Here is a 24,042-nt window from a genome sequence, read left to right as displayed (position 1 = left end):
GGTAGAGTGCAGTTGAGTAATAGTGATTTAAAACCTAACAAGTGTCACGTTATCAGTTTACGTTTATACTGATAACTCATTGAAAATATTGAACAAAAAACCTAATCACTTGGCAATTTATAGTATGTGAGTAATGTTATTAAATCGGAATGCACTCTAATGATCTGTCATACGGTAATTCACTAATCGCCAGTTGTATTTAAATTGGAAAAATAAAGTAAAGGAATAGATAAATGGCTATGAATCCAATAGTTAAGGCGCAGCTAAATACTTTTAAAAAAATGAATCCAAATGAAAATTTGGATGAGTCTAACTTATTTGAAGTTATGTCTATATTTTCTATAGAGAATGGTATTCTTGGAGAAAACTTAGATCCTTTTAGAGCTCACCTCAAAGGTGATGAGTTTGGCATTGATGGTGTAGCAATTTCTATTCAAGGGGCGCTTTGTACAGACGCCGATGAAGCCGCAGAAGTTCTAGCAATTGGTAAAAATCATGATTCTGAGTTTCATTTCTTTCAATCGAAAACATCAGACAAATTGGATTATGGTAACATTTCAAAATTCTTAGATGGGGTTTATGATTTTTTCACAACCCAATCATTAGTAACTGGTGAGCAAATAGAGAGTTTGATAGAAGTAAAAGACGCTATTTATTCTACAGCAGCTAAAACAAGTCCTACATTGAGGTGCTACTACTGTACTACTGGTTCTGGTGAAATTTCCGATTTAATCAGCCAATTGATAACAACGAATAAGGCACGTTTAGCTGAGTTGAACATATTTGATGAAATACATATTGAATGTGTTGGAGCAAAAGTGATTCAAAATGGCTTCCGTGCAGCAACAAATTCTTCATCTGCAAAGTTAAACTTTCCAAAAGCAGTAACGATGCCAGCTCATGATAAAGTAGATGAGGCGTATATTGGATATGTTTCCGCATCAGAAGTCTTAGCGATTGCACTTGGTGAGCCAGATCAAGATGGTGTCACTCATATTAACAAATCTTTATTTTACGATAATGTGAGGGACTTTAATCCAGAATCAGAAATAAATAAGTCCATAATTTCTGAATTAGAGTCAGGGGATAATTCCTCTTTTGTTTTTAAAAATAACGGTATTACTGTTGTTTCAAAAAACATAGAGCGTAAAGGAGATACATTTAATCTAGAAGATTACCAGATAGTAAATGGATGCCAAACTACCAATATACTGGCTCACGTTCGTGATCAAATTGACAATATATTTGTTCCTTTTCGCCTAATTGGTTGTGGTGATACTGAATTTGTTTCTAGTGTAATCATTGGTACTAATCGTCAAAATGAAGTTAGGGAAGATCAATTTTGGGCATTACGCCCATTTATGAAAGACTTAGAAGAGTATTGTGCATCTCAAAATAGTGAAGTTCGGATTTACATTGAAAGGCGAGATAATCAGTATAGGGATGTAGGGATTGAGCGCACACGTATCCATCGACCATCAGATCTTATGAAGGCTGCTGCAGCGATGTTTTTTTACCAACCCCATCGTGCTGCACGTGATCATAGGGGTATACGGAAAGAATTCGCTGAACGTATTTTTTCAGATAATCATAATGTAGAGCTTTATCATGTTGCTGCATTAGCACTATATAAGTTTGATTACTTGGTACGCTCAGGGAAGATTGATAGAACTAGGGTTATTTTCCGTTTTTATGCTTTGTATGCGCTAGTGAGAAAATATTGGCAAACACCAGATATATTGGATGCTTCAATAAAGTCACAGAAAAAGGTAACAAATGCCATCATAGCAGTCTTAAAAAATAATGACGAATTCGCGGCACAAATAGAGGAAACAGCAACACATCTTGAAAATATAATTTCGGATTCAGGTATAACTAGTCGTGAAAAAATCCGAGATTTTATTCGAACAGAAAGTGTAGTAGATGAGTTCACTAAAAGACTTTTTCCAGTAAAAGCAAAGAAGAAATTATCGAAAGCCATATAACAAAGCGCTATATGTTTGGATTATAAAACCAATGAGGTCAGGGTCGCTGATTTTGGCTTCATGCTTGCAAACCAACTCAGGTACACCATGCACAAAAAATCACATTGGGAAACGGTTTACACAACAAAAGACTCAAGTGCGGTGAGTTGGTTTCAGCCTCATGCGGTGACCTCAATAGAGTTTATAAACCGTTTAAATTGTGAAAAAAATGCTGCCATTATTGATGTGGGTGGCGGCGCGTCAACGCTTGTTGATGATTTGCTGTTAAATGGTCATACAAATCTATCGGTGCTTGATTTATCTGGTGCTGCCCTTGAAACGGCTAAAAAGCGTATTGGTGAAAATTCAGCAATCGTTGAATGGATTGAAGCGGGTATAACAGAGGTAACACTGCCAAAACAGCAATTTGATGTATGGCATGATCGTGCGGTGTTTCACTTTTTAACTACGCCTGAAGAGCGTAGCGCTTATATTAAAAACGTGCTGCACGCGGTTAAACCACATGGCCACATTATTATTGCCACATTTGCAAAAAATGGCCCAGAGAAATGCAGCGGTTTGCCTATTGTGCGCTACAGTGCAGAAAGCTTACACGCCGAATTTGGTGAACAGTTTGTGCTTAAACAGCAACTGCATGAAACACATAAAACACCCTTTGGTACAACACAAAAGTTTGTGTTTTGTCACTTTGTAAAACAAGTTTAGCAAGGCATCGTTACTCTGTATCTAACCCTTAAGATTTCTTTCTTTTGGGTTCTACATTCTCACACTTCCCCCTTTTCTTATGTATTTACTTCTAATTTTTGACATGCCTGATTACTTACACCCGGCATTTTCAACCATGTAATAACTCGTAATAACGGAAAAAGAAAACTCGTCTATTCTATTTTTACGCCCTTTATCAGGGACAGATAATAAAATTTTAGGAGAAATTTATGAGCGTAAGACCAGTGAAAATGACAGTTCAAAATTTTACAAATAAAGAACTTAAGCTTAAGTCAAAAAAAGCAGAACATGGGGAATTTGAAGTTGACCCACCACAATCGATAGAGACAACAGGGAGCTGGAAGTGTGACTGCGTGACAATTTTTGGACCTGGTCCAGAAGGTACTGTTGTCTATAAAGCTGCGGACGAAAGTTTTACCGTAGAATTTTACTTTAATCATCCGCTTGGAACAGCAACTAGCTCATACCGAATTACTCCTACCCCTTCGGATGCAATAACTCATGATATTAAAGGCAGTTTTAAAGGCCATGATCAAAATATCACTTTTGAGCTATATGCTAATTAATGGTTTTCGAATACCTACATGGAGGACGCGTATGTTGCGACTTAATTGTTTTTTATCTCTCTATTTATTGAGTTTATCTAATCTTTCCATTGCTAATGGCGTCGATTTTTCAAATGAAAATTGGATGTCCCATCTAGATGATAATTTAAAGATCAGTCGAATAGTAATGCCTGGAAGTCACGATGCAGGAATGTCGGAAACACATCATTGTGACTGGGGCTCAAGTTTGAATACTGGAATGGTTAAAACGCAGCGGCTTAACATTGAGGGACAATTAGAATCAGGTTCTCGTTTTTTTGATATACGTGTGGATTATGATCACAGAGAATTAGTGACTTATCATCGTTCAGGCGACTTGGGTTGTAACGGTCAGTCACTCGAAAGTGTTATGAATCAATCCTTAGCGTTTTTAAAGAACTATCCGAGTGAAACACTGATTCTAAAGTTTTCCCACATAAGAAGTAATCGAGGTAAACAGCGCGAAATAAAAGACAGAATCGACCAATTTTTATCAACACCCACTTATAGTGAATATCTCTATACCAATCAGGACTACGAGGTAAATTTATCAAATATACTGCTTAAAAATACCCGTGGAAAAATGATATTGACGTTTGATTACGACGAAAATACAACAGCTAAACAGGGTCGCTTCCGTTATCACGACGGATTCCTAGAAAACGGCAGTAACAATGATGATTGCCAATTCAGAGGTCCGAACCTGACGGTATGCGACCAATACACCAACACCACTAATCTTTCTAAAATGGAAAAAGATCAGATTGAAAAATGGCACCGCTTCGGAGGATTGGGTCAGAACTTTATGTTCCTTTTGTCCTGGACGTTAACACCAGATGCAGGAACATTCTTTGGCGGCAGTATTGAATCTCTGGCATCGAAAGCTAATCAAGCCTTACCCGCAGCTTTAGAAAAGCAAATTGTAGATGAAAATCAGCCGCCTCCCAACATTGTTTATATTGATTACATGAATGCCCAGACAGCTAAAAACATTATTCAATATAACTTCTTAGACTAATTTAAGGACAAATTATGGACGCGAAACAAATATTAAATCCTCTTTTTGGAGTAACGATAGGTTCAACAGTTACATCTGGAACGACTAAATTTAAAGCCAGTGTTTTGACCCAGCCAGTTAGCAAAATGGTGAGTCAGGTTGAACATCAAAAAAGCATGTCTGGCGAGAGTAGCTATGTATATAGCGATAAAATGAATCAAGGGTCTTTTGGATTGTGCGGCGCTTACGGTATTTCTGGGGTTTCACAGGTGAAGTCATCTCTTTCAGCTTATGTTGGTAATTCATCAGCAACAGCAACTAAGTCAATTACTGTAAGCTATAACGCACAATCTGTGGCTGGAGTTGAGTATATTGATTTTCAATCATTAACTGCCAGCGATTTTTTGGCAAGTTTAGATGATGCAACTCGACAAAATGCATTAGGGGTATTAGATGCATTTAATGACGTAGTAAAGGAAACAGCCAAATTAGACTTGGACCTAAATAAACTTGATGAAAATGACGGTAGATTTTTTGAATTGAAGCCCTACCTGCAAAAGTGGATTGATTTATCTCAACGCTTTTGCACCAACTTTGGTGACGGTATAGTTGTAGGGGTTACTTGGGGTGCTATGGGCGGGATCATTATGGAGATGACATCAGATAGTGAGTCCGAAACATGGAAATATGGAGGGAAAGCAGATTTCTCTTATGCCAGTGTAGGTTCTTCTGTCGCTGTCAAGAGTACGTATGACGGGGGAACTTCTAATAATTATGCGAATGTAACGGTATCCTGTAATAGTTATGTAAGTGGCAGCGTGCTAACCACACAAATTGATAAATGGTTTGAACAAGTTAGTAATAAAACTTTTGAGCAACTTGCTGATGTTAAAGTAATGGCTGTCGCCCCTAATATGACTATTAATCAAGGACCTCCGACTATACCTGATTTCGTTAAGCCAAAGCCTAGCGAGGGAATTTCTAGTAAAGTTGGCGAAATCAAAGACCTAGATGGCTTGAAAGCATTTGCGACGGCTTCCGCATTTGACCAAGCTAAAAAACTAAACCCTGAATTGACCTTGAAAGAATTTATAGCTGAGTCCGAACAACCCGCTAACATTGATGCTCTCGAGGAGCTTCAGGATAATGTTAATGACAATAACATCAATGTATTAGAGCCAAACGACGAACTTCACCAAAATTTACTATTGGCTTCAAAATCCGAACGTTTATTGAGCCAAAACGTTAGTACAAATGCCAACTTGGCTGACTACGTACCTTTAGGTGTCTGGATAAGCAATTGGGCTGATATTTTTCCTTGGATGGCACAGGGATATCTGAATAATGTTGAATATATCGAGGGCTCTGAAGAAATCCGAAAGCGTGTATTGCTGCAAGATCTTCAAACACTGGCGCGTCTATATTTAACAGCTGATGCGTCAGGTATAAAAAAAATAAAACGGCTAAATCGTTCTTTACCTGATGTGAAAACTTATGATATTGCCAATGGCTTCTCCAACGCTGCTGGCGAGTTACAAAATAATTACCATAAAGACAATATTTTGAGCTCTATCATACACAGCTTGGGAACAATTATTGGTGATATTTATAAATTCTGGAATGAGAATACCTTCCTAAGAAATGCGGAATTAGCTTTAGGTTTAATTCATGAGGTCAAAGAAAATGGTCAACTCGTAACAAAATCAGTTAGCGATTTATCAAGCAATGAAAGTGCTGATAGTAAGTCATACAAGTTAGTATCTAATTTGTTTGAAGCTGCTTCAGGAAATTATGAGCAATTCGCAAACACGCTTAAAGTATTACCTTTAATTACTCCTGACAAGGAATTATGGGCATTTGGTCCCGAGAAAGGGGGCCTTGTTGCTATTTATGATCATGAAATTACATTTTCTAAACCAGGCTTAGCAAAGTTTATAAAATTTGAAGCGAATAAAGACACTAAAACCTTAACCAATAGAGATTTTAACATTACACTCTACCCTATTCCGTACTCAGCTGCTGCTGGTGAGCATGTAGCATGGAAAGGTATATCATTGAGCACCAATATCAGGGCGGAAAAGAGCTTAACGGGCAGCCTTGTACAAATGGATAAACAACTGAGTGGACTAAAAGAATGGTCTTTCAGTAGCGACAACTGGGATAAATCCTGGAATGGCGAAAGTTACTATGTCCAGAAAAAAGTTAAGAAACATTATATTGGACTGATTGATGAGATTAGCAATGTAATCTAATTTCTAACATATACCTTCTCTAGAATGTGGCTTACTTTTGGTTTTTCTAGAAGTAAGTCACTTTTCTTATACATGACTTGTAATAACTGAACATATATTTCGATAGCTTTTAGTATCAGCTTTAACACTAAATATTTTTCCCACCATAGTTGCTGAATTCGCGCAGCAAGCACATTATTCGCTTGCTTAATTTACTTCCTTAAATAAGTCACCAAATGTGGCAATAGATAAGCTGAATTTGGGGAAAAAGTATTTATTTTCCGATTTTAGTGAATTAAGCGCTAAAAAAGCGGATAATTACAGCCATTATGTTTGCCTTGCTGCAACCACCTATTCGCGGCGACACACTTGGAACCTAATTCATGGAAATCAAAGTAAATTATCTTGATAACTTGCGCTTAGAAGCGCTGTTTGACGACTTTAACGTTATTGCCGATCAGCCTATTCGCTATAAAGGCGATGGTAGCGCACCTGGCCCATTCGATTATTTTCTTGCCTCATCTGCGCTGTGTGCGGCGTATTTTGTAAAGGTGTACTGTAACGCGCGCGATATTCCAACGAACGATATTCGCCTGTCGCAAAACAATATTGTTGACCCTGAAAACCGTTACAACCAAATCTTTAAAATTCAGGTTGAGCTGCCAGAGAGCATTTCTGACAAAGACAAACAAGGTATTTTGCGTTCAATCGACCGCTGTACCGTTAAAAAGGTGATTCAAACAGGCCCTGAGTTTGTTGTAGAAGCGGTTGAAAACCTCGATGAAGACGCGCAAGCCATGCTAATGGGTCAGCCTGAGGGCAACACCAATACCATGATTTTAGGTAAAGATTTACCGCTTGAGCAAACCATTCAAAACATGACCAAGATTTTAGAAGACTTGGGCATGAAAATTGAAATCTCATCGTGGCGTAACATTGTGCCAAACGTTTGGTCCCTTCATATTCGCGATGCAGCATCACCGATGTGTTTTACCAATGGTAAAGGCGCAAGCAAAGAAAGCGCACTGTGTTCGGCACTTGGTGAATTTATTGAGCGTTTAAACTGTAACTTTTTCTATAACGATCAGTTCTTTGGTAACGAAATTGCCAATAGCGATTTTGTCCATTACCCAAATGAAAAGTGGTTTAAACCAGGCCCAGAAGACGAGCTACCAAGCGAGATTTTAGACGACTACACGCTGGATATTTACGACCCAGAGCAAGAGCTACGTGGTTCTAACCTAATCGACACTAACTCAGGTAATGTTGAGCGCGGTATTTGTTCAATTCCGTACACCCGTCATTCAGATGGCGAAACGGTTTATTTCCCGTCAAACCTGATTGAAAACTTATTTTTAAGTAACGGTATGAGCGCGGGTAACAACCTAGCAGAGGCCAAAGTACAGTGTTTGTCGGAGATATTCGAGCGCGCGGTAAAACGCCAAATTATCGAGCAAGAAATTGTATTGCCAGATGTACCAGAAGACGTACTGAACAAATACCCAAGCATAGTTGCGGGCATTAAAGGGTTAGAAGAGCAAGGCTTCCCAGTCGTCATTAAAGATGCCTCACTTGGCGGCCAGTTCCCGGTAATGTGTGTTACCTTAATGAACCCGAAAACCGGCGGCGTGTTTGCCTCATTTGGTGCGCACCCAAGTTTTGAAGTGGCGCTTGAGCGAAGCCTAACTGAGCTACTACAAGGCCGCAGCTTTGAAGGTTTAAACGATGTACCTAAGCCAACCTTCAACTCAATGGCCGTACAAGAGCCTGAAAACTTTGTTGAACACTTTATTGATTCAACAGGCACCATTTCTTGGCGTTTCTTTAGTGCCAAGCACGATTACGAGTTTGTGGAATGGGATTTCTCAGGCACTAACCAAGAAGAATGCGATGCCCTATTTGGTATTTTAGAAGACATCGGTAAAGAAGCCTATGTAGCTGAATTTACAGGCCTTGGTACCGCATGCCGTATTTTAGTACCGGGTTATTCTGAGGTTTACCCAGCAGAAGACTTAATTTGGGATAACACCAATAAAGCGCTTTTATACCGCGACGATATTTTAAACCTGCATTCACTGTCTGATGACGAGTTAGCTGATTTAGTTAATCGTTTGGAAGAGAGCGAGCTCGATAACTACATTGATATCATCACCCTAATTGGTATTGAGTTTGATGAAAACACGGTGTGGGGTCAGCTTACGATTCTAGAACTTAAGCTATTAATTTATTTAGCATTAGGCGATTTAGAAGAAGTGAATAACCTCGTTGAAAGCTTCTTACAATATAACGATAACACCGTTGAACGCGGCCTATTCTACCAAGCGCTGCACGCAACACTGCAAGTAGCACTTGATGACGAACTTGAGTTTGAAGACTACCACCATAACTTCACACGCATGTTTGGCGAGGAAGTAATGAACGCGATTATTGGCTCAATTAATGGCAATGTGCGTTTTTATGGTTTAACACCCACTAACTCACAGCTAGAAGGCCTAGATAAGCACCTACGCTTAATCGAAAGCTACAAAAAGCTACACAGCGCTCGCGCAAAATTAGCGGGTAAGTAAAGCGTTATAAAATCTAAAAAGCCCGATGTATTCGGGCTTTTTTAATGCGTGTGCTTCAACGCTTGCTAACTAGCACCTGACCAATCCTTGCTCGCTAAACTTGTACTGCGGCAAACCGCGTTATAAATCTAACCATCGCTGCATTAATTTGTAGTCTTGCTTTTGTTCAGCCAACTTATAGTTTTCGACAATGTACGGTTCTAATTGGTTGTATATTTCTTTTTCGGTAACCGTTTTGGCCAGTAATCGTCGGTAAGAGCGAATTAAATAGAAACGCTGCATTGGGATCGCCCGAGGGTATTTCAATTCTAATAACTGGTCGATAATTTTTTGCGCCCGCTCATACTCGCCGCCCTCAATTAAATAATAAAGCCAATCCGTTCCTATATTAATGGCAGAGTTTGCATCGTTACATTGCTTGCAATACTCGCTTTGCCATGTTTCCTCTAAAAAGTGTGTGATATAGAATTCGTAAAGTGGTTTAAACTCGCTTACCGTGCCACGACCTAAAAAGCCTGCTATCTCTTGGGCATTGTTTTTATGCTTAAGCATTCGCGCATAAATTACTTTAAAATCACGTTTATATTTATCATCGCCCGTATTTTTCTTGTAATAGGCTGTCATCTCTTCCGATGTAAAATTCATAGGATCAATGTACTTAATTGGTACTGAATGCCACCAATCGGGTTTTGGCACAGCGGCTTCAAACTCAGGCCATTTAGGCCAGTTTTGCTGCTCCTTTGCCTCGCGATCACGTAACGCTTGATAACTCTCACCGCAACCAACGATGATCAGAATAAGTATTAAAACACTTACATTAAAATAGCGGGAAAAACGCATAACATCCCTTTAATTTGCTTAATAAAATAATGCTAGGCTAGCATATTTATACAGGTATGTAATTTTTACACACTTTTACTTTAAACCCTTTGTAACTTTTTCAAACGGGTAGTTATTACACACTCAAAAAACCACTATCACGTTGAAATACATATAAAAATTCATAGGTACAATTCTTGTAACCGTATGTTATTTAGCTTTGAGGTGTTGATAGTATGAATGTAACTTTCATTTATTTATTGCTGGTTGTTGCGGCATCCGGTCTTGTTTATGTGTCTAAACACCCGTTATTTATTTTTGCTAGCTGTTGGATTCTGCTTTCGGTGTTAATCGTGTTTAGCGCTTACCTATTTGAAAAACCAAATTTCCTTCGCAAACGCGCAACAGGGCAAATTCCAGTAGTTATTAAATTGGTACTGTTACCTTATTTACTGTGCGCGCAGCTTTACAACGCGTGGCAGCGCTACAAAGACTCAGTGCCTGCGCTGCAACAAGTTGAAGACCAAATTTTTATCGCATGTCGTTTATTCCCAAGCGATATTCCAATGTTAAAAGCCAATAAAATTGACGCAATTTTAGATGTAACTGCAGAATTTGACGGTTTAAATTGGTCGGCTGAGCAAGAAGGGTTGTACTACTTAAATTTACCGGTGCTTGATCATCAATCGCCTACTCGCGCGCAAATTGTTCATGCGTTACGTTGGATTGAGGCAATGCACACGCTTAACAAAAAAGTGGTGATCCACTGTGCCCTTGGCCGTGGTCGTTCGGTATTTTTATTATGTGCTTATTTACTTTATAAACATAAGCTCAGTACTCAAGGTGCACTTGATAGAGTAAAAGAATTACGCCAAACCGCGCGTTTAAACCGTTCGCAAAAAAAACGCTTAAATGCCATTGCACACGTTGATTTACTCGCAAAAACAGAAACCCTACCGATGGTGATCAACCCTGTTTCGGGTAGCGGTAAATGGTATCAATACGATAACCAAGTGATTGGTTATTTAACGCAGCGCTTTTTGCTTGAATTTCACTTTACCGAAAAAGACACCAATGTAAGTGCGCTCGCACTGCGTTTAAAACGTAACCATAACAAAGTGATTGCCTGTGGTGGCGATGGCACCGTAACGGCCGTGGCCCATGCGCTTGTTAACAGCGATTGCCATTTAGGTTTTATTCCGCTGGGCACTGCCAATGCGCTCGCACACGTATTACTTGGTGTGCAAACTAAGTTAGAACCCATAACACTTGCATGCGAGGCAATTGTTAAAGGTAAAACACAGCAAATTGATACTATTCAATGTAATGAACACACTGCTTTGTTGTTGGTTGCGTTTGGCTTTGAAGAGCAAATGATCAGCTTTGCTAATCGCGAAGAGAAAAATCAAGGTGGCCAATTTGCTTACATTAGCGGCTTTATTAATGCCGTATCTGAAAGCAAATCACAAAACGTGTGTATTGCGGTTGATGAACAAAATCCTAAAGAATTGAACGTAAACAGTTTAGTTGTTGCCAATGCTGCGCCATTTTCTACCGTGTTAGCGCAAGGTGGTGGCGAGCCAAATTATCAAGATGGCCAGCTCGATATCACGCTCATCGAGCACGACGAAAACAACAGCGCAGCGTTTAGTCTTGCGCAACTTGTGTTTAACGGCCTAGAAGGTAAGCAAAAACACAGCGAAAACAACGTAAATCATGCGCTTTGTAAGCGTGTTTGTTTACACCAACACGGTGACACAGTAAGGTATAGTATTGATGGCGAAATAAAAACGTGCGAAACACTAACCATTGAAATAAAAGAAAAATCATTATGGATTATGACAAAGTAATTTGTTTACTTTGTAGTGCAGTATTTTGAGGACATTATGAAAACAGTGTTATTGGTCGATGACGACTCGGAATTTAACGAATTAGGCGCGCGTATTTTTGAATATATCGGCTGCGAAGTGTACACCGCTGAAAGCATTGCAGAGGCCAAAGAGTGGCTTGCAAATACGCGCTTCGACCATGTTTTTTTAGATTTTATGTTGCCCGATGGCAGTGGTATTCACCTAATCGATTTTATTCGTGCGCAAGGCATTAATGTCAATATCACCCTAATTACAGGTCATCCGTCGGTAAAAACCGCTATCGCATCGCTGTGTGATGATCAAATCGATTACTTAACCAAGCCCATTCAAGCCGACGACGTAAAGCGTGTACTGTTTAAAGAACCTGCGGTTTCTAGCAAAAGTACAACGAAAATAGAGCGTCACTTTGGCTGTTTAATTGGTAAATCAAAAGCGGCGCAGCACCTAATCACCATGATTGAGCGCGTGGCTAAAACCAACGCAAATGTATTATTAATTGGTGAAAGTGGTGTTGGTAAAGAAGTTGTGGCAAAGGCTATTCATAACGCCAGCAAATGCCAAGGCGAGCAAGTGTCGGTTAACTGCGGCGCTATCACCAAAGATTTAATTGGCAGCGAATTATTTGGCCATGAAAAAGGCGCGTTTACTGGCGCGGTTGCACAAAAGCAAGGCGTGTTTGAACAAGCTGAAAACGGCACTTTGTTTTTAGACGAAGTAACCGAAATGCCGATAGACATGCAGCCTAATTTACTGCGCGTTTTAGAAACCCAACATGTCACACGCGTTGGTGGTAACAAACAAATTCCGGTAAATTGCCGCGTTGTTTCAGCCACTAACCGCACCATGAACGAGATTGCCGAAAAGAAAGTACTGCGTGAAGATATTTACTTTCGTCTTGCGGTTTTTCCAATTGAAATACCGCCGTTGCGTGAACGAAAAGAAGATATCGAGCTATTAAGCGAGTACTTTTTAGATGATTTAAACCGTGAATATAAAACCCAGTATCAGTTTTCACCGACGAGTAAACAAGTGCTCTTTGCCCATCATTGGCCGGGTAATATCCGCGAGTTAAAGCACAGTATTCACCGCGCGTTTATTATGGCTGATCCAAATAGCCAAACAATCGATATTGAACAAATAGAACCATCACCTTTTGCACAGCCACCAGCAAGCAATCCAGCTGCTGCTGTTCAGCAAGCCTTTACACCTAGCGCACCTGCGGCGACCTATGATGCACCAGAAGTTGATGTTGGAAAAACCATTGAAGCGGTTGAAAAAGAGCTTATTTATAAAACCCTTGAGTCGGTTTCGGGCAATAAAACGCTGGCCGCTAAGTTACTTGGTATAAGTACTAAAACACTCTATAACCGATTAAACGCTTACGAAGAATCACTGTAAAACATGATTTGCGAGGAAACATGACTGACAACAATGAACAACTTAATACCTTAGTTCACGATGCACGAAAGCCACTAAATCATATTTCAATGCATGCTGAAATCATTAAAATTTTAAGCGAAGATGCAGCGAAAAACAGCGAAATTAGCGATGCGGCAAATAAAATAATCGCCGCAAGTAAAGCCTGCAGCGAGCTGTTACAACAAATCGCTGAAAACGCTAAGTGAATATAATGAAAGCATTTTTCGAACGTGCCATTCACAGCATCGGCTTTGCATGGTGCGCATTTGTCATTATTGTATTGGGTATCATCTCAATTACCTTTGTGGGGTTACAAAACACCCAGAGCATTGCGCAAATTCAGCAAAGCTTTCAAAATACATCAAAGGTGATGCTGGCTATTGACCGTTTGCACATTGACTTACTCAACGCCGAATCAAGCCAACGCGCTTATTTAATTACGCTGCAAGAAGACGATTTAGCGCCTTATAAAAAAGCGTTAGACCAATTTTCTGAGAGTATTACACAAGCCCGCGAAATTCGCTCTGAAAGCGATATTCAGCAAAAACGTATCGACAACTTTGTGCGCTACGCCGAAGCTAAGTTCGCCTTAGTGGGTGCAGGTATTCGCCACGTTCAAACAAACTCTGAGCGCTCGCCAAAGCGCCTGTTAAAAGATGTGCAAATATCTGATTTAGACTTACGTACGATTTATCAAGAGATCATTGAAAACGAAACGGTTATTCGCAATCACTTATTTACCCGTTTAAGTAAGGCACGTAAAACCTCTGAGGCAAACTTAATCTGGTTTGCCGCCATTAGTATTATCATGAGCAGCCTGCTTTTAATACTGCTCATTAAACACCTGCGCAATGTAAAGCAAAATGCATTAGAGCTTGAAAAAAACAACGAATTACTTGAAGAAAAAGTACAAGAACGCACCCAAGCGCTAGAACTTTACGCCGAAGAACTTGGCCGCAGTAACCGCGAGCTAGAAGACTTTGCGTTTATTGCATCACACGACCTACAAGAGCCGCTGCGTAAAATTCGTGCGTTTTCAGCGCGTATTACTGAGCTTTATGCCAGCGCAATTGACGATAAAGGCAAAGACTATCTGTCGCGCATGGATAATGCTGCTTCGCGTATGTCGTTGTTAATATCAGACTTATTAGCGTTATCGCGGGTCACTACAAAAGGTAAAGCCTTTACTGAAGTAGACCTAAACGCTGTGCTTGAAGGCGTGCTGGACGACCTTGAAATCGCCATTAACGAATCAAACGCCACCATTACGCTGGCAAGCATGCCAAAAATTGAGGGCGACGAAAGCCAGCTACAACAGTTATTTTTAAATCTGTTATCGAATGCGCTTAAATTCAGACAAGCCGACAAAGCGCCCGAAATCAATGTAACCGTGTCAGAGGCTAGCGCCCCAGCACAACATTTAGATGATATTACCAGCGAATGGATACAAATCGATGTGTGCGATAACGGCATAGGCTTTGAACAGGATTACAGTGATAAAATTTTCACCCCATTTCAGCGTTTACACAGTCGCACCGCTTACAAAGGTACAGGCATTGGCTTGTCGGTTTGCAGACGTATTGTAGAGCGCCATGGTGGCCAAATTACTGCTCACAGCGAAGTTGGCCAAGGTACAACGTTTAGCATGATACTGCCGATTGCAGCATCATCATTTCATTTAGAGGAAAATAGTAATGCTGGAAGCTGAAGTAAAACGAATTAATATTTTAATGGCCGACGATGACGAAGATGATCGTTTACTTACCCAAGACGCACTTGAAGAAAGCCGAGTCATCAACAATTTATATTTTGTAAATGATGGAGTTGAGCTAATGGCGTATTTGAACAATCAAGCGCCGTTCGAAGATAAACAAAAATACCCGCGCCCTAATATTATTTTGCTCGATTTAAACATGCCACGTATGGATGGCCGCGAAGCGCTAAAGCTAATTAAAGAAAATGCAGCACTGCGTTCAATTCCGGTGGTTATTTTGACTACTTCAAAGCAAGAAGAAGACAAATTGCGTGGTTATGATCTTGGCGCAGCATCTTACATTACTAAACCCGTAACTTTTGAAGGCTTAGTTGAACTGATGAAACAGCTTGGTAAATATTGGATTGAAATTGTTGAACTACCATAGGGATTAATATGACAAGTATTGAGCGCGTACGTGTATTACTGGTAGAGGATGATGAAGACGATTATTTGCTTACGGTCGATTATCTTGAGCAAATACCTAATTATCAATTTGATGTCACTTGGTTAAGTGACTATCAAGGTGTGCTCGATGAATTAAAGCAGCAACCTGTCGATTTATGCTTTTTAGACTATCACTTAGGCGCTCATACGGGTTTATCTATTTTAGAAGCCGCTAAATCACTTAAGCTCAGTACTACGTTTATTATGCTTACTGGGCAATCAGACGAACGGCTTGATAAAGAAGCGCTTGCGCACGGCGCAGATGACTTTTTATTAAAATCTGAAATAAGCAGCCCACGCTTTAATCGCGCGATTTTATATGCGCTATCACGACGCGACTTGGAGAACGAGCGTTTAGAGCGCTACAAAGCCGAGGCTGATAGCCGCGCGAAAGATCGTTTTATGGCGCATTTGAGCCATGAGTTACGCACACCGCTTACCTCAATTATTGGCTACACCGAGCTGCTGCGCGACAACCGCCAACTTAGCAATATTAAGCCCGAATTAGACATTATTCATAACAACAGTCAGCATTTACTAAACTTGCTGAACGACGTACTCGATTTATCAAAAATTAATGCCAGCAGTTTAAATATTGAAAAATCACCAACCGAGCTCGGCCCGTTAATTGCCGACCTGCAAAGTTTGTTTTCAATGGAAACAAAGAAAAAAGGCATTGCGCTTAGCATAGTGGCAAAAGGCGACCTGCCAACAGTAATTATGACCGATGCCAAAAGGCTAAAGCAGATCTTAATTAACCTTGTTTACAACGCCATAAAGTTTACCCCCGAAGGCAAGGTTGAAGTAGTGTTTAAGCTGTTGCAGCAAAGCCAGAACTATTACTTGAATGTGGCTGTACAAGATACCGGTGTTGGCATTGCAAAAGAAAAACAAAAGCAAATATTTAGGCCGTTTGAGCAATTACAAGACACCATTACCCGCACTTCTGAAGGTGCCGGTTTAGGGTTGGCAATTAGTGCCGCTTTAGTTGAGTTGTTTGGCGGTAAAATTACGCTCGAATCCGAAGTAGGTGTTGGTAGCACCTTTTGTTTTGATATTGACTTAGGCACCGACATTGGTGAATGTCAGCCCCTGAGCTTAGCAGCAAGTAACAGTGATGAAAGCCACGTTTGCCCATTATCACTTAAAGGCGATGTATTAATTGTTGAAGATCTGCCCGAGATCCAAACCCTATTAAAAAACCTAATTAGTAACACAGGTGCAAAGGTTGCCTGTGCAAATAACGGGCTCGATGCCGTTAACTTAGTATGCTCAGACGAGCAGGCGTTTGATCTTATTTTTATGGATTTGCATATGCCTGAAATGGGCGGTAGAGAAGCTATTGTGACGCTCAGAAAGCAAGGTATTAACACACCGATTATTGCCCTCACCGCAGCAGCGCAAAAAGACAATATCGATACTCTGTTAGCGCTTGGTTTTGATGGCATTATTACCAAGCCAATTAATACCGAATTGCTTTACCAGTCTCTTGAAGCGCATTTGCAAGCAAAACCATGCACCAGCGAAAAACCCGCTTCTTCCGCTAATGAAAACGCAACTAAACAGCGTATTTTAGTGGTAGAAGATGATAAAAACACCCGTGACTTAATGTGTTTGCTGTTTGATTCTCTTGGCTGTGAAAGTCACAGTGTAAGCGGTTTTAGCGAATGCTGTGCCTTGTTAGACAACGACACCGCATTTGATACGATTTGCCTCGATTTAAACCTGGCTGATGGCTCGGGTTTAACCCTTGCAAGTGAAATAAAGGCAAGAGAGTGTGGTGCCAACCTAGTTATTGTTAGCGGTAGCGAACCACCCGCGGAGGCGCTTGCCAAACACCAAATTGAGCATGTGATCTTAAAGCCTGTGTCGTTAGCAGACTTAAAACAAGTGATTTAGTACGCTAGCTTTAGGTGATGCGCTAACTAAAATGGGGCAAGTTTTCACTAAAAACCGCCCCTTTTTCATAGTATTGCAAACTAAAGCGATATTATTGCGAGCATGTCTTCGTCGTCTTCATCCATGCCCACTTCTTGAAAGCCAAAACTTGAGTAAAAGTCTTTCGCTACAGGATTTTTAGGGTTATAGCATATTTCAATCTCACACAGCCCCCGCGTTAACTTAATCGCGTCAAGCGCTTGATTTAATGCGATTCTGCCAATGCCTTTATTTTGATATTTGTGATCTATCATAAAGCGCCAAATCGACACTTTTTCTGGCGATTCTTGCACCCACATAAAAAAGCCAACAGCTTGGTTATCACAATAAATTGCTTTGCAGGTATAGCCAGAGTTGTAATGCGATTCAACCAGCGACCACATATTACACGCCACGTAATCTTGCTGATCTTCTGTTACATCTAAATCACACACTAACTCATAATTTGAACTGGTTATTTCTTTAAGTACTACGTCCATATACTCTCTAACTGATATACCTAGAGAAAAATGAACTCTAGGTCAATTTACAAATAACCTGAACGCAGGTTCAGGTTAAATAAAACAAGAAGTTAGTAGACCACACAGATTACTAAAGAGTTCAAAACAACTGCTAAACGACATGTGTTAAGTGCTTAAAACATTGAAGATGGGTGCCAGTAACTTAGATGTTGGTTACTGGCATTTGATAGTTACACGAATAAAAGCGCAAATTGATTTACAAGAAAGATGCTGGCATAAAAAAAGCACCTTTCGGTGCTTTTTTAGTAGTGCAGTAATTGGGACAGGATTAAGACTGTTTTACAACGCGAAGGTTATCTTCTACGTTTTCAACGTCGTCTGCGTTTTTAGCAATTGTGATTGCTAGTTGCTTTTCAGCTTCTGAATCAACTTCACCCGTTAAGGTAACGTTTTGGCCTTCAACATCAACGTCAATGCTCGTACCGCTAATATCTGTATCGAACAGTAAGCGTGTTTTAATTACCGTTGCAATTTTTGCGTCTACAAAGTCAGACTCAATTTGACCATCGTCTTTTTCTGACTTGCTTTTGCTATCTGGTAGCACTGTTAAACGGTTTTCAACTTCTTTAACGCCGTCGATACCAATAACTAACTCTTGTGCCAGCTTTTTATCAACATCGTGATTTACTTTACCCGTAAGTGTTACCACACCTTTATCTACATCGGTGTTAATATCAAACGAATTTAGCTGTGTATTGAAAAGTAAGGTTGCTTCAGCTTTACCATCAATCCAAGCGTCGCTTGCTTCTTTTTCCCACTGGTTGTCTTTCGCGTTTACTGAAAGAGCAGTTGTAGATAAAACAGTAACTAGTGCAAGTGTATTAAATGTACGATTCATAATAAATTTCCTTTTTGCTGAGTTCGATTTACTTAAAGCACTTCACATGCCAGAATTTTTAACATTAAATATCAACAACTTAATAAAACTCAGACATTTACCAATGTAGCATTTACATAACCAGTGTGAAAAAAATCCATGTACGTTTTACACAAATACACAGTGCCATTATTACAAACACCTCACAACACCTTAGCCTTACTCAATTTAGCTACGCTGGCATATAAACTGCGTAACCCAAAGTAACGTCATTACATTATTAAAGGAGCTGTTATGTCGATTACATTGGAGAAGTTTTGGTCTCTTATAAATGAAAAGCTCACCCACTGGCTTGAAATAACCATAAAGAATTTGCCCAACATGGTGATTGCGCTCGTAATCTTTATCGTATTTTTAATGTTATCCAAATGGATATCGGGCTGGATAAAGAAGTTACTTAACCGTATTTTTGAATCATCGCAAATTGCTGGCCTTATTACAGGTATTTGTCGCATGGTGATAATTGTTATTGGTTTCTTTTTCGCGCTCGACATTATGGGGCTATCAAAAGCGGTAGCATCATTACTTGCAGGAGCAGGCATTATTGGTCTTGCCATTGGCTTTGCTTTTCAAGATATGACGGAGAACCTAATTGCAGGCATTGTAATGGGTATTCGTAAACCCTTTCGCGTTGGCGACATTATAGAAGCCGGCGATACCTTTGGCACAGTCGAGCGCATTAATCTTCGCAACACCTTAATAGAGAACTTTTATGGACAAATGGCCATAGTGCCCAACAAAATCCTGTTTAAGAACGAGCTATTAAATTATTCGAAACTGCGCAAACGTCGTATAGAAGTACCTGTGGGGATTTCTTACGCAGACGATGTAGATAAAGCACGAGACGTACTTACCGACGCGATTAATGATCTTGATGGCGTAATCAAACAATCTGAAACCGCCGTTTATGCCAGCGAGTTTGCTGACAGCTCAGTAAACCTACTTGTATGGTTTTGGATAGACTACCCAGGCGAGGTTGGCTTTATGGAAATGCGCCACAAAGCGGTTGCTACTATTCATAAAACACTTGAGCAAAACGACATCCTTATTCCGTTCCCAATCCGTACGTTAGACTTTAACGCAAAGGGTGGCCACTCTTTGCAAGATATACAGAGTCAAGATAAGTAAAAACTTCATAGTGCCTGTAAATGTGTCGCAGGCACTTTTCCATAAAAACCGACAAGCATTTGATTTTAAATAACTTTATTTTTGGCACACGCCATGCATTAATAGATTGAACCGTTAAGAAAATTGAAAAGGAGCATTTATGTCAAACTCAAATTACAACTTAACCCCGGTAAAAGAGCTTGTGAAAGTTTTAAATGGCGGTATCGAATTTTATAAAGAAGCCAAAACAAAAGTCTCTAGCCAAAGTCTTGAAATCATCTTCGAGCGCATGATTTCTGAAAAAGAGCGTGCCGCGGCTGAATTACAACCTTTAGTAGTACTTGATGAAGGTGAAGTCGAAACGGATAACGATTTCATGGTGTCATTACGTGAAACATACACAAAAGTGCTCTCGGTGATAAGCACAGACAAAGAGCACACGTACATCTCACAACTTGAAGAAGTAGAGGACCGCGTTCTTGAAAAAATTGAGGCAGCACTAGAAGAGCCTCTGCCAGCGCCTTACTTCAGTACGCTTAAGCTAATTCAAAACAGCATGCAAGCATGTCACGACGAGATGAAAGCACTACAAGAAGTAACCGCTTAATATTTTGAACTTAACCCAAATTAAGGAGGATGTATGCTTGGTTGGTCACTAACATTTATTGTTTTAGCCATTGTTGCCGCTCTTTTAGGATTTGGTGGCATTGCAGGCGCCGCAGCGAGTATCGCGAAAATTTTATTCTTTGTATTTGTCGCACTATTGGTACTGTCGCTGATTTTACCCAGAGTAAGGGCACCTAAGGCCTAAGCGGGCCAAAAACCGCTAATACTCAATTAATTTTATAAGGAAAAATATCATGAAAACATTAATGACAATGACAAAAGTAATTGCACTTGGTGCCGTATTTACACTAACAGGTTGTTCTGAAGGCCCAGCAGAAGATGCAGGCGAGCGTATTGACGAAGCCATCACTGACGCGCAAAACAAAGCCGAAGACCTGTGTGAAAAAGCGAAAGAAGAGATTGGCACTGAAGAACAAAACTGCTAATAGCTTTGCAACCACAGAGTTTATTAATCTGATTTAAACCCCAACGAGTAGGCCTAAGCGACTATCATCATCCCCAGATAGTCGCTTTTTTTAATCTGCGCTTTGAGTAGTTAGCTCATTAAACGTGGCAAGCAATTTATCCAACACAAACGGATCACTATTAGCGTGATCAAAGCTAATACTTAGGGGAACGCTCGGCTCTCCATTAATCGTTTTGCGCTGACCGAAATAAAATAAGGGGCGCCCTGTTTTTAATTTGTTTCGATGTATTTGAAATGACGAAAATGCCATATTAGGTAGATTGCCAATAAACGGACACAGTGCCCATACTTCCTGTGGCAATACTTCTAGTTTTGCGTCATTACAATCCACAGATTTGCGATAATAACGCGCAAACTCAGGCCACGAAAGCGCCGTAACATTTTCTAAGATCACATCTTTAAAACGCAGATCTCCCCCTACCGCAATTGGACAAAAAATAGGAAGATTATCAAATCGATACCATTTGCCGTTAATGTTACGGGTCGAGAAAATCCACTCACTCTTAAGTGCCCGTGCTAAACACCAAATTAAAAAGCCTTGAAATGATGCACCTTCAGTACTTTGATAATGATTTTGATAATTATCACGAGCCGCGCCCAGCGGTAAATCAAGTGTAATAGACAAGTAGGGATCACTTACATGTTGGTCATCATGGAAATAATCCATTGCCCAGCGTTCGTAAAAAGACAGATCATGCGAACTTAGCAACTCACCCTGATACGTGTTTAGCATAGTTTGAAGCTGCATTACTTTACCTCTTGGTCTGCCATTAATTTACGCCAGGCTCTCACATTTTGTGGACCTTGCAAGCGAATCAATACATTGCGAATAAAACGCCCAAAGCGTGAACTGCCTAGTTGTGCTAATCGAATTATTTTGTTGGACTCATTGACTATCCAACTTACTTCTTTAAGCCTTATCGATTTAAAGTCAGCTAATGCCATATCGATGCTGTAAGCATTTTTTAAGCACTTAGATAAAACACGTACATCGTTTAAAGTCTGTGCTACCCCCTGTTGTAAACTAGGCAGGCAACCGTGTAATGCGTCACCAATTAATACCGTGCGTTTACAATATACCTGATTAGAAACAACCGACTTTAAGCGCCCTTGACTGATAACCGTTGCATTATTAATCGCGCTAATTACCGATGGATGATAGTGTTTAAATACCGCTAACATGCTTTTTTTGTGATCATGGTACAAAGCTTTAATTTGTTGATTTGCCGCTTGCCCATAACAATACACCTGGTTTTTACCAATGGGGTAAAACATAAACGCATCGCTCTCCCCCACTAAGTAACTTGGTTCCAGCAATGCTGTCGGCATTTCCACAATAAAGCGCCAATGTGTAACATCTAAATCATTGAGCTCTGGCGTATCAAATAACGACTCACGTACATTTGAATTCATCCCATCAGCGCCAATCACCAGATCATATTCGAGTACAGAACCATCATTAAAACGCACCAATTGAGAAGACTGCTTATGAGTTACATTTACGATTGAACGACTAAATTGAATCTGTTTCTCAATACCTTCGCTTAATATGTCCATCAAAGACTGTCGCGATAAAGCAACGAATGGCTGTTGCGCTAATATGCCCTGTTTAAGGCTAGCACTTGCTAACAACTCGCGTTGATGAGTTTCAAACCGCACTTCTTTAACTTGGTGGGCTTTGGCTAAAATAGCTTGTTTTAAGCCAAGTGCTTCAAACTGCTTCATTGCATTGCCAGGTAAGCAAATACCCGCACCTAAATTATTCAAAGCTTCCTGCTTTTCTATAAAATCGGCTTCAATGCCATGACGTTGCAATTCGCGATACATCAATAAACCGGCGATCCCTGCACCTACAATTAATATTTTCATGTTGTTACCTAAAAAAAGCCTCACGGGAGGCTTTGGCTGGGGGATCCTGTTGAAAACAGGGTACTACTAATTTTTTGTTCCAATTGCCGAGGCTAAATGCTCGAATTGCTTAGCAAGGCGTATTTGCGCGTCGATTTCCATTAGTTTAAGAATGTGATCCATCACTTTACTTTTATCAGATTGAATACGGCCGTATTGCCCTTGCTCTGCAATATACTGGTCGGCGGTGCGCGCCACATCTGTTAGTTTATTTACCATGTTAGTTTGCATTGTTGGTCTCACTTGCGAGCAATGAAATGCCACACTTTAAGATTGAAAAATAATCGCCATTAAAGGCATCGATAATTTGCGTTACGCGGTCTTCACCGTACTGTTCTGATACTGTTTTAATAACAAGTTGATACAGTACCCTTGTTTGCATTGGCGTAAGTTCATGGCACTGCGATGATTTAAAACACAAACTCAGTTTATGCATAATAGTGCCTCTGCATAATGCCAATTAAAGGCGAATTTAAAACATGAAACGTCTCAATAAGTTTTTCATTGGTATAAAACACCGAACGCGAAAAGCAAAAATTTTTATCTGCTGCACGGAAATACTGCACTAGCTCATTCACTTTGGTGTGGCATAACTTTTCACAATGACTCAAACTCACCTCTTTGTTGTTAATCATTAATTTGAGTAATTTATGTCTGCAGTAAAACACTGTTAGTTGTGCTTCAAACAGCGTGTTTTTTGACACCACAACTTGGTAATAATCTTTACTAAACAAGCGTTCAAGTAACGTTTGTGTGCTTAGTGCAAGCTCAGAAACTGACATCCCAGCGAAATAAATTTCAGCATTTGGCATAATGCATCCCCTCTGTAATTACTTGGGATATGCACGCGGAGAGCTGTGCTTTTTGCATTAAAGTGGGTATGTGAACCCCTTCTTTTAAATACTGAACATTTAACGCCACTAAACAATAGTCATCATCAAACTGCACAGTGACACAATAGTGAAGGCCACAATACAAGAAGCATTTTATTGAGAGTTTATGATTATTGATGATTGCGACTTCAGTGCTGATGCTTTCATTTTCATAGCTTTTTAGCGCTACTTCAAAACGTTTCGCTGCTTTTTTTATTAACAAACCTGTACCTCATTCATTCCCCAAGGCGGCGCATTGTGATGATCACTCATTTAAATTGCAAATAGGCAAAAACACAGGAAAGCGAAACATTGACAACATTTTTT

At 40.0% G+C, this 24,042-nt stretch carries 25 protein-coding genes; 16 read left to right on the top strand and 9 right to left on the bottom strand.

The genetic code is table 11. The features are described from left to right. The first annotated feature begins 233 nt into the window (after positions 1-233). The 6 genes from ACXAFE_RS19515 to ACXAFE_RS19490 all read left to right on the top strand — a co-directional run bounded on the left by ACXAFE_RS19515 (position 234) and on the right by ACXAFE_RS19490 (position 9,090). Positions 234-1,985 (top strand): AIPR family protein, encoded by a 1,752-nt coding sequence (locus ACXAFE_RS19515; RefSeq protein ID WP_475156754.1) that lies wholly within the window; start codon positions 234-236, stop codon positions 1,983-1,985. An 87-nt stretch (positions 1,986-2,072) separates the two neighbouring features. Next, positions 2,073-2,690 carry a class I SAM-dependent methyltransferase gene (locus ACXAFE_RS19510; RefSeq protein ID WP_475156751.1) on the top strand — a complete coding sequence of 206 codons (618 nt, stop codon included), beginning with the start codon at positions 2,073-2,075 and terminating at the stop codon, positions 2,688-2,690. A gap of 230 nt (positions 2,691-2,920) precedes the next feature. Next, positions 2,921-3,277: a hypothetical protein gene (locus tag ACXAFE_RS19505; protein WP_475156749.1), complete on the top strand. Its 357-nt coding sequence runs from the start codon at positions 2,921-2,923 to the stop codon at positions 3,275-3,277. Between the two features lie 31 nt (positions 3,278-3,308). Beyond that, complete coding sequence (locus tag ACXAFE_RS19500) at positions 3,309-4,313, top strand: PI-PLC domain-containing protein (protein ID WP_475156746.1); 1,005 nt, start codon at positions 3,309-3,311, stop codon at positions 4,311-4,313. Between the two features lie 14 nt (positions 4,314-4,327). Next, entirely contained in the window at positions 4,328-6,544 is a 2,217-nt protein-coding gene (locus tag ACXAFE_RS19495) for a hypothetical protein (protein ID WP_475156744.1), read from the top strand. A 362-nt stretch (positions 6,545-6,906) separates the two neighbouring features. Beyond that, the gene (locus tag ACXAFE_RS19490; protein WP_475156742.1) at positions 6,907-9,090 is read left to right on the top strand and encodes an OsmC domain/YcaO domain-containing protein; all 2,184 of its coding nucleotides are present in this window, start codon (positions 6,907-6,909) and stop codon (positions 9,088-9,090) included. A gap of 120 nt (positions 9,091-9,210) precedes the next feature. On the opposite strand, the gene ACXAFE_RS19485 is transcribed toward ACXAFE_RS19490, so the two are convergent. Next, positions 9,211-9,930, bottom strand: coding sequence for a hypothetical protein (locus tag ACXAFE_RS19485; RefSeq protein ID WP_475156737.1), 720 nt, complete (start codon positions 9,928-9,930; stop codon positions 9,211-9,213). Positions 9,931-10,145: 215 nt separating this feature from the next. Here ACXAFE_RS19485 and ACXAFE_RS19480 point away from each other — a divergent pair, with 215 nt between their 5' ends. Genes ACXAFE_RS19480 through ACXAFE_RS19455 form a run of 6 tightly spaced genes read left to right on the top strand, consistent with a single transcriptional unit; the run spans position 10,146 to position 17,298 of the window. Continuing rightward, positions 10,146-11,759: a diacylglycerol kinase family protein gene (locus ACXAFE_RS19480; RefSeq protein ID WP_475156733.1), complete on the top strand. Its 1,614-nt coding sequence runs from the start codon at positions 10,146-10,148 to the stop codon at positions 11,757-11,759. Positions 11,760-11,795: 36 nt separating this feature from the next. Further along, a complete protein-coding gene (locus tag ACXAFE_RS19475) occupies positions 11,796-13,178 on the top strand; it encodes a sigma-54-dependent transcriptional regulator (RefSeq protein ID WP_475156728.1) in 1,383 nt (460 codons plus the stop codon). A gap of 20 nt (positions 13,179-13,198) precedes the next feature. Continuing rightward, positions 13,199-13,405 (top strand): hypothetical protein, encoded by a 207-nt coding sequence (locus ACXAFE_RS19470; RefSeq protein WP_010558585.1) that lies wholly within the window; start codon positions 13,199-13,201, stop codon positions 13,403-13,405. A gap of 5 nt (positions 13,406-13,410) precedes the next feature. Further along, positions 13,411-14,907 (top strand): sensor histidine kinase, encoded by a 1,497-nt coding sequence (locus ACXAFE_RS19465; RefSeq protein WP_475156725.1) that lies wholly within the window; start codon positions 13,411-13,413, stop codon positions 14,905-14,907. Further along, positions 14,894-15,340 carry a response regulator gene (locus ACXAFE_RS19460; RefSeq protein WP_336436256.1) on the top strand — a complete coding sequence of 149 codons (447 nt, stop codon included), beginning with the start codon at positions 14,894-14,896 and terminating at the stop codon, positions 15,338-15,340. The genes ACXAFE_RS19465 and ACXAFE_RS19460 overlap by 14 nt, the downstream gene beginning before the upstream one ends. Before the next feature lie 8 nt (positions 15,341-15,348). Beyond that, positions 15,349-17,298 (top strand): response regulator, encoded by a 1,950-nt coding sequence (locus ACXAFE_RS19455; RefSeq protein ID WP_475156721.1) that lies wholly within the window; start codon positions 15,349-15,351, stop codon positions 17,296-17,298. 80 nt (positions 17,299-17,378) lie between these two features. On the opposite strand, the gene ACXAFE_RS19450 is transcribed toward ACXAFE_RS19455, so the two are convergent. After that, a complete protein-coding gene (locus tag ACXAFE_RS19450; RefSeq protein WP_475156718.1) occupies positions 17,379-17,816 on the bottom strand; it encodes a GNAT family N-acetyltransferase in 438 nt (145 codons plus the stop codon). A 310-nt stretch (positions 17,817-18,126) separates the two neighbouring features. Next, positions 18,127-18,696, bottom strand: a complete 570-nt coding sequence (locus tag ACXAFE_RS19445; protein ID WP_475156715.1) for a BON domain-containing protein — start codon at positions 18,694-18,696, stop codon at positions 18,127-18,129. A gap of 273 nt (positions 18,697-18,969) precedes the next feature. Between ACXAFE_RS19445 and ACXAFE_RS19440 the strand changes: the two genes are divergently transcribed. From ACXAFE_RS19440 to ACXAFE_RS19425, 4 genes are all read left to right on the top strand, one after another. After that, positions 18,970-19,863: a mechanosensitive ion channel family protein gene (locus ACXAFE_RS19440; RefSeq protein WP_475156711.1), complete on the top strand. Its 894-nt coding sequence runs from the start codon at positions 18,970-18,972 to the stop codon at positions 19,861-19,863. 139 nt (positions 19,864-20,002) lie between these two features. Then, the gene (locus ACXAFE_RS19435; protein ID WP_475156705.1) at positions 20,003-20,449 is read left to right on the top strand and encodes a ferritin-like domain-containing protein; all 447 of its coding nucleotides are present in this window, start codon (positions 20,003-20,005) and stop codon (positions 20,447-20,449) included. Between the two features lie 33 nt (positions 20,450-20,482). Next, positions 20,483-20,653 carry a DUF1328 domain-containing protein gene (locus ACXAFE_RS19430; RefSeq protein ID WP_475156702.1) on the top strand — a complete coding sequence of 57 codons (171 nt, stop codon included), beginning with the start codon at positions 20,483-20,485 and terminating at the stop codon, positions 20,651-20,653. Between the two features lie 49 nt (positions 20,654-20,702). Beyond that, positions 20,703-20,894: a hypothetical protein gene (locus ACXAFE_RS19425; protein WP_054977896.1), complete on the top strand. Its 192-nt coding sequence runs from the start codon at positions 20,703-20,705 to the stop codon at positions 20,892-20,894. Positions 20,895-20,984: 90 nt separating this feature from the next. Here ACXAFE_RS19425 and ACXAFE_RS19420 read toward each other — a convergent pair whose 3' ends face one another. The 6 genes from ACXAFE_RS19420 to ACXAFE_RS19395 all read right to left on the bottom strand — a co-directional run bounded on the left by ACXAFE_RS19420 (position 20,985) and on the right by ACXAFE_RS19395 (position 23,938). Further along, positions 20,985-21,683, bottom strand: a complete 699-nt coding sequence (locus tag ACXAFE_RS19420; protein ID WP_475156699.1) for a hypothetical protein — start codon at positions 21,681-21,683, stop codon at positions 20,985-20,987. Then, complete coding sequence (locus ACXAFE_RS19415) at positions 21,683-22,804, bottom strand: FAD-dependent monooxygenase (RefSeq protein ID WP_475156696.1); 1,122 nt, start codon at positions 22,802-22,804, stop codon at positions 21,683-21,685. Before ACXAFE_RS19415 ends, ACXAFE_RS19420 begins: the two co-directional genes overlap by 1 nt. 66 nt (positions 22,805-22,870) lie before the next feature. Beyond that, positions 22,871-23,074, bottom strand: a complete 204-nt coding sequence (locus ACXAFE_RS19410; RefSeq protein ID WP_475156693.1) for a hypothetical protein — start codon at positions 23,072-23,074, stop codon at positions 22,871-22,873. Continuing rightward, entirely contained in the window at positions 23,064-23,279 is a 216-nt protein-coding gene (locus ACXAFE_RS19405; protein ID WP_475156688.1) for a hypothetical protein, read from the bottom strand. The genes ACXAFE_RS19410 and ACXAFE_RS19405 overlap by 11 nt, the downstream gene beginning before the upstream one ends. After that, positions 23,272-23,655, bottom strand: coding sequence for a hypothetical protein (locus ACXAFE_RS19400; protein WP_475156686.1), 384 nt, complete (start codon positions 23,653-23,655; stop codon positions 23,272-23,274). The genes ACXAFE_RS19405 and ACXAFE_RS19400 overlap by 8 nt, the downstream gene beginning before the upstream one ends. Continuing rightward, on the bottom strand, positions 23,642-23,938 hold the full coding sequence (locus ACXAFE_RS19395; RefSeq protein ID WP_475156683.1) for a hypothetical protein: 297 nt from the start codon (positions 23,936-23,938) through the stop codon (positions 23,642-23,644). Before ACXAFE_RS19395 ends, ACXAFE_RS19400 begins: the two co-directional genes overlap by 14 nt. Between the last annotated feature and the right edge of the window lie 104 nt (positions 23,939-24,042).

It is taken from the genome of Pseudoalteromonas sp. ABV4_021 (assembly GCF_056159365.1).
The sequence above is the reverse complement of the archived record's forward strand: the minus strand, read 5'-3'. Positions and strand labels throughout refer to the sequence as shown.

What these genes read in the sequence shown, in the direction of transcription:
- ACXAFE_RS19515 (WP_475156754.1), top strand. Translation starts at nt 234, where the DNA reads ATGGCTATGAATCCAATAGTTAAGGCGCAGCTAAATACTTTTAAAAAA.
- ACXAFE_RS19510 (WP_475156751.1), top strand. Translation starts at nt 2,073, where the DNA reads ATGCACAAAAAATCACATTGGGAAACGGTTTACACAACAAAAGACTCA.
- ACXAFE_RS19505 (WP_475156749.1), top strand. Translation starts at nt 2,921, where the DNA reads ATGAGCGTAAGACCAGTGAAAATGACAGTTCAAAATTTTACAAATAAA.
- ACXAFE_RS19500 (WP_475156746.1), top strand. Translation starts at nt 3,309, where the DNA reads ATGTTGCGACTTAATTGTTTTTTATCTCTCTATTTATTGAGTTTATCT.
- ACXAFE_RS19495 (WP_475156744.1), top strand. Translation starts at nt 4,328, where the DNA reads ATGGACGCGAAACAAATATTAAATCCTCTTTTTGGAGTAACGATAGGT.
- ACXAFE_RS19490 (WP_475156742.1), top strand. Translation starts at nt 6,907, where the DNA reads ATGGAAATCAAAGTAAATTATCTTGATAACTTGCGCTTAGAAGCGCTG.
- ACXAFE_RS19485 (WP_475156737.1), bottom strand. Translation starts at nt 9,930, where the DNA reads ATGCGTTTTTCCCGCTATTTTAATGTAAGTGTTTTAATACTTATTCTG.
- ACXAFE_RS19480 (WP_475156733.1), top strand. Translation starts at nt 10,146, where the DNA reads ATGAATGTAACTTTCATTTATTTATTGCTGGTTGTTGCGGCATCCGGT.
- ACXAFE_RS19475 (WP_475156728.1), top strand. Translation starts at nt 11,796, where the DNA reads ATGAAAACAGTGTTATTGGTCGATGACGACTCGGAATTTAACGAATTA.
- ACXAFE_RS19470 (WP_010558585.1), top strand. Translation starts at nt 13,199, where the DNA reads ATGACTGACAACAATGAACAACTTAATACCTTAGTTCACGATGCACGA.
- ACXAFE_RS19465 (WP_475156725.1), top strand. Translation starts at nt 13,411, where the DNA reads ATGAAAGCATTTTTCGAACGTGCCATTCACAGCATCGGCTTTGCATGG.
- ACXAFE_RS19460 (WP_336436256.1), top strand. Translation starts at nt 14,894, where the DNA reads ATGCTGGAAGCTGAAGTAAAACGAATTAATATTTTAATGGCCGACGAT.
- ACXAFE_RS19455 (WP_475156721.1), top strand. Translation starts at nt 15,349, where the DNA reads ATGACAAGTATTGAGCGCGTACGTGTATTACTGGTAGAGGATGATGAA.
- ACXAFE_RS19450 (WP_475156718.1), bottom strand. Translation starts at nt 17,816, where the DNA reads ATGGACGTAGTACTTAAAGAAATAACCAGTTCAAATTATGAGTTAGTG.
- ACXAFE_RS19445 (WP_475156715.1), bottom strand. Translation starts at nt 18,696, where the DNA reads ATGAATCGTACATTTAATACACTTGCACTAGTTACTGTTTTATCTACA.
- ACXAFE_RS19440 (WP_475156711.1), top strand. Translation starts at nt 18,970, where the DNA reads ATGTCGATTACATTGGAGAAGTTTTGGTCTCTTATAAATGAAAAGCTC.
- ACXAFE_RS19435 (WP_475156705.1), top strand. Translation starts at nt 20,003, where the DNA reads ATGTCAAACTCAAATTACAACTTAACCCCGGTAAAAGAGCTTGTGAAA.
- ACXAFE_RS19430 (WP_475156702.1), top strand. Translation starts at nt 20,483, where the DNA reads ATGCTTGGTTGGTCACTAACATTTATTGTTTTAGCCATTGTTGCCGCT.
- ACXAFE_RS19425 (WP_054977896.1), top strand. Translation starts at nt 20,703, where the DNA reads ATGAAAACATTAATGACAATGACAAAAGTAATTGCACTTGGTGCCGTA.
- ACXAFE_RS19420 (WP_475156699.1), bottom strand. Translation starts at nt 21,683, where the DNA reads ATGCAGCTTCAAACTATGCTAAACACGTATCAGGGTGAGTTGCTAAGT.
- ACXAFE_RS19415 (WP_475156696.1), bottom strand. Translation starts at nt 22,804, where the DNA reads ATGAAAATATTAATTGTAGGTGCAGGGATCGCCGGTTTATTGATGTAT.
- ACXAFE_RS19410 (WP_475156693.1), bottom strand. Translation starts at nt 23,074, where the DNA reads ATGCAAACTAACATGGTAAATAAACTAACAGATGTGGCGCGCACCGCC.
- ACXAFE_RS19405 (WP_475156688.1), bottom strand. Translation starts at nt 23,279, where the DNA reads ATGCATAAACTGAGTTTGTGTTTTAAATCATCGCAGTGCCATGAACTT.
- ACXAFE_RS19400 (WP_475156686.1), bottom strand. Translation starts at nt 23,655, where the DNA reads ATGCCAAATGCTGAAATTTATTTCGCTGGGATGTCAGTTTCTGAGCTT.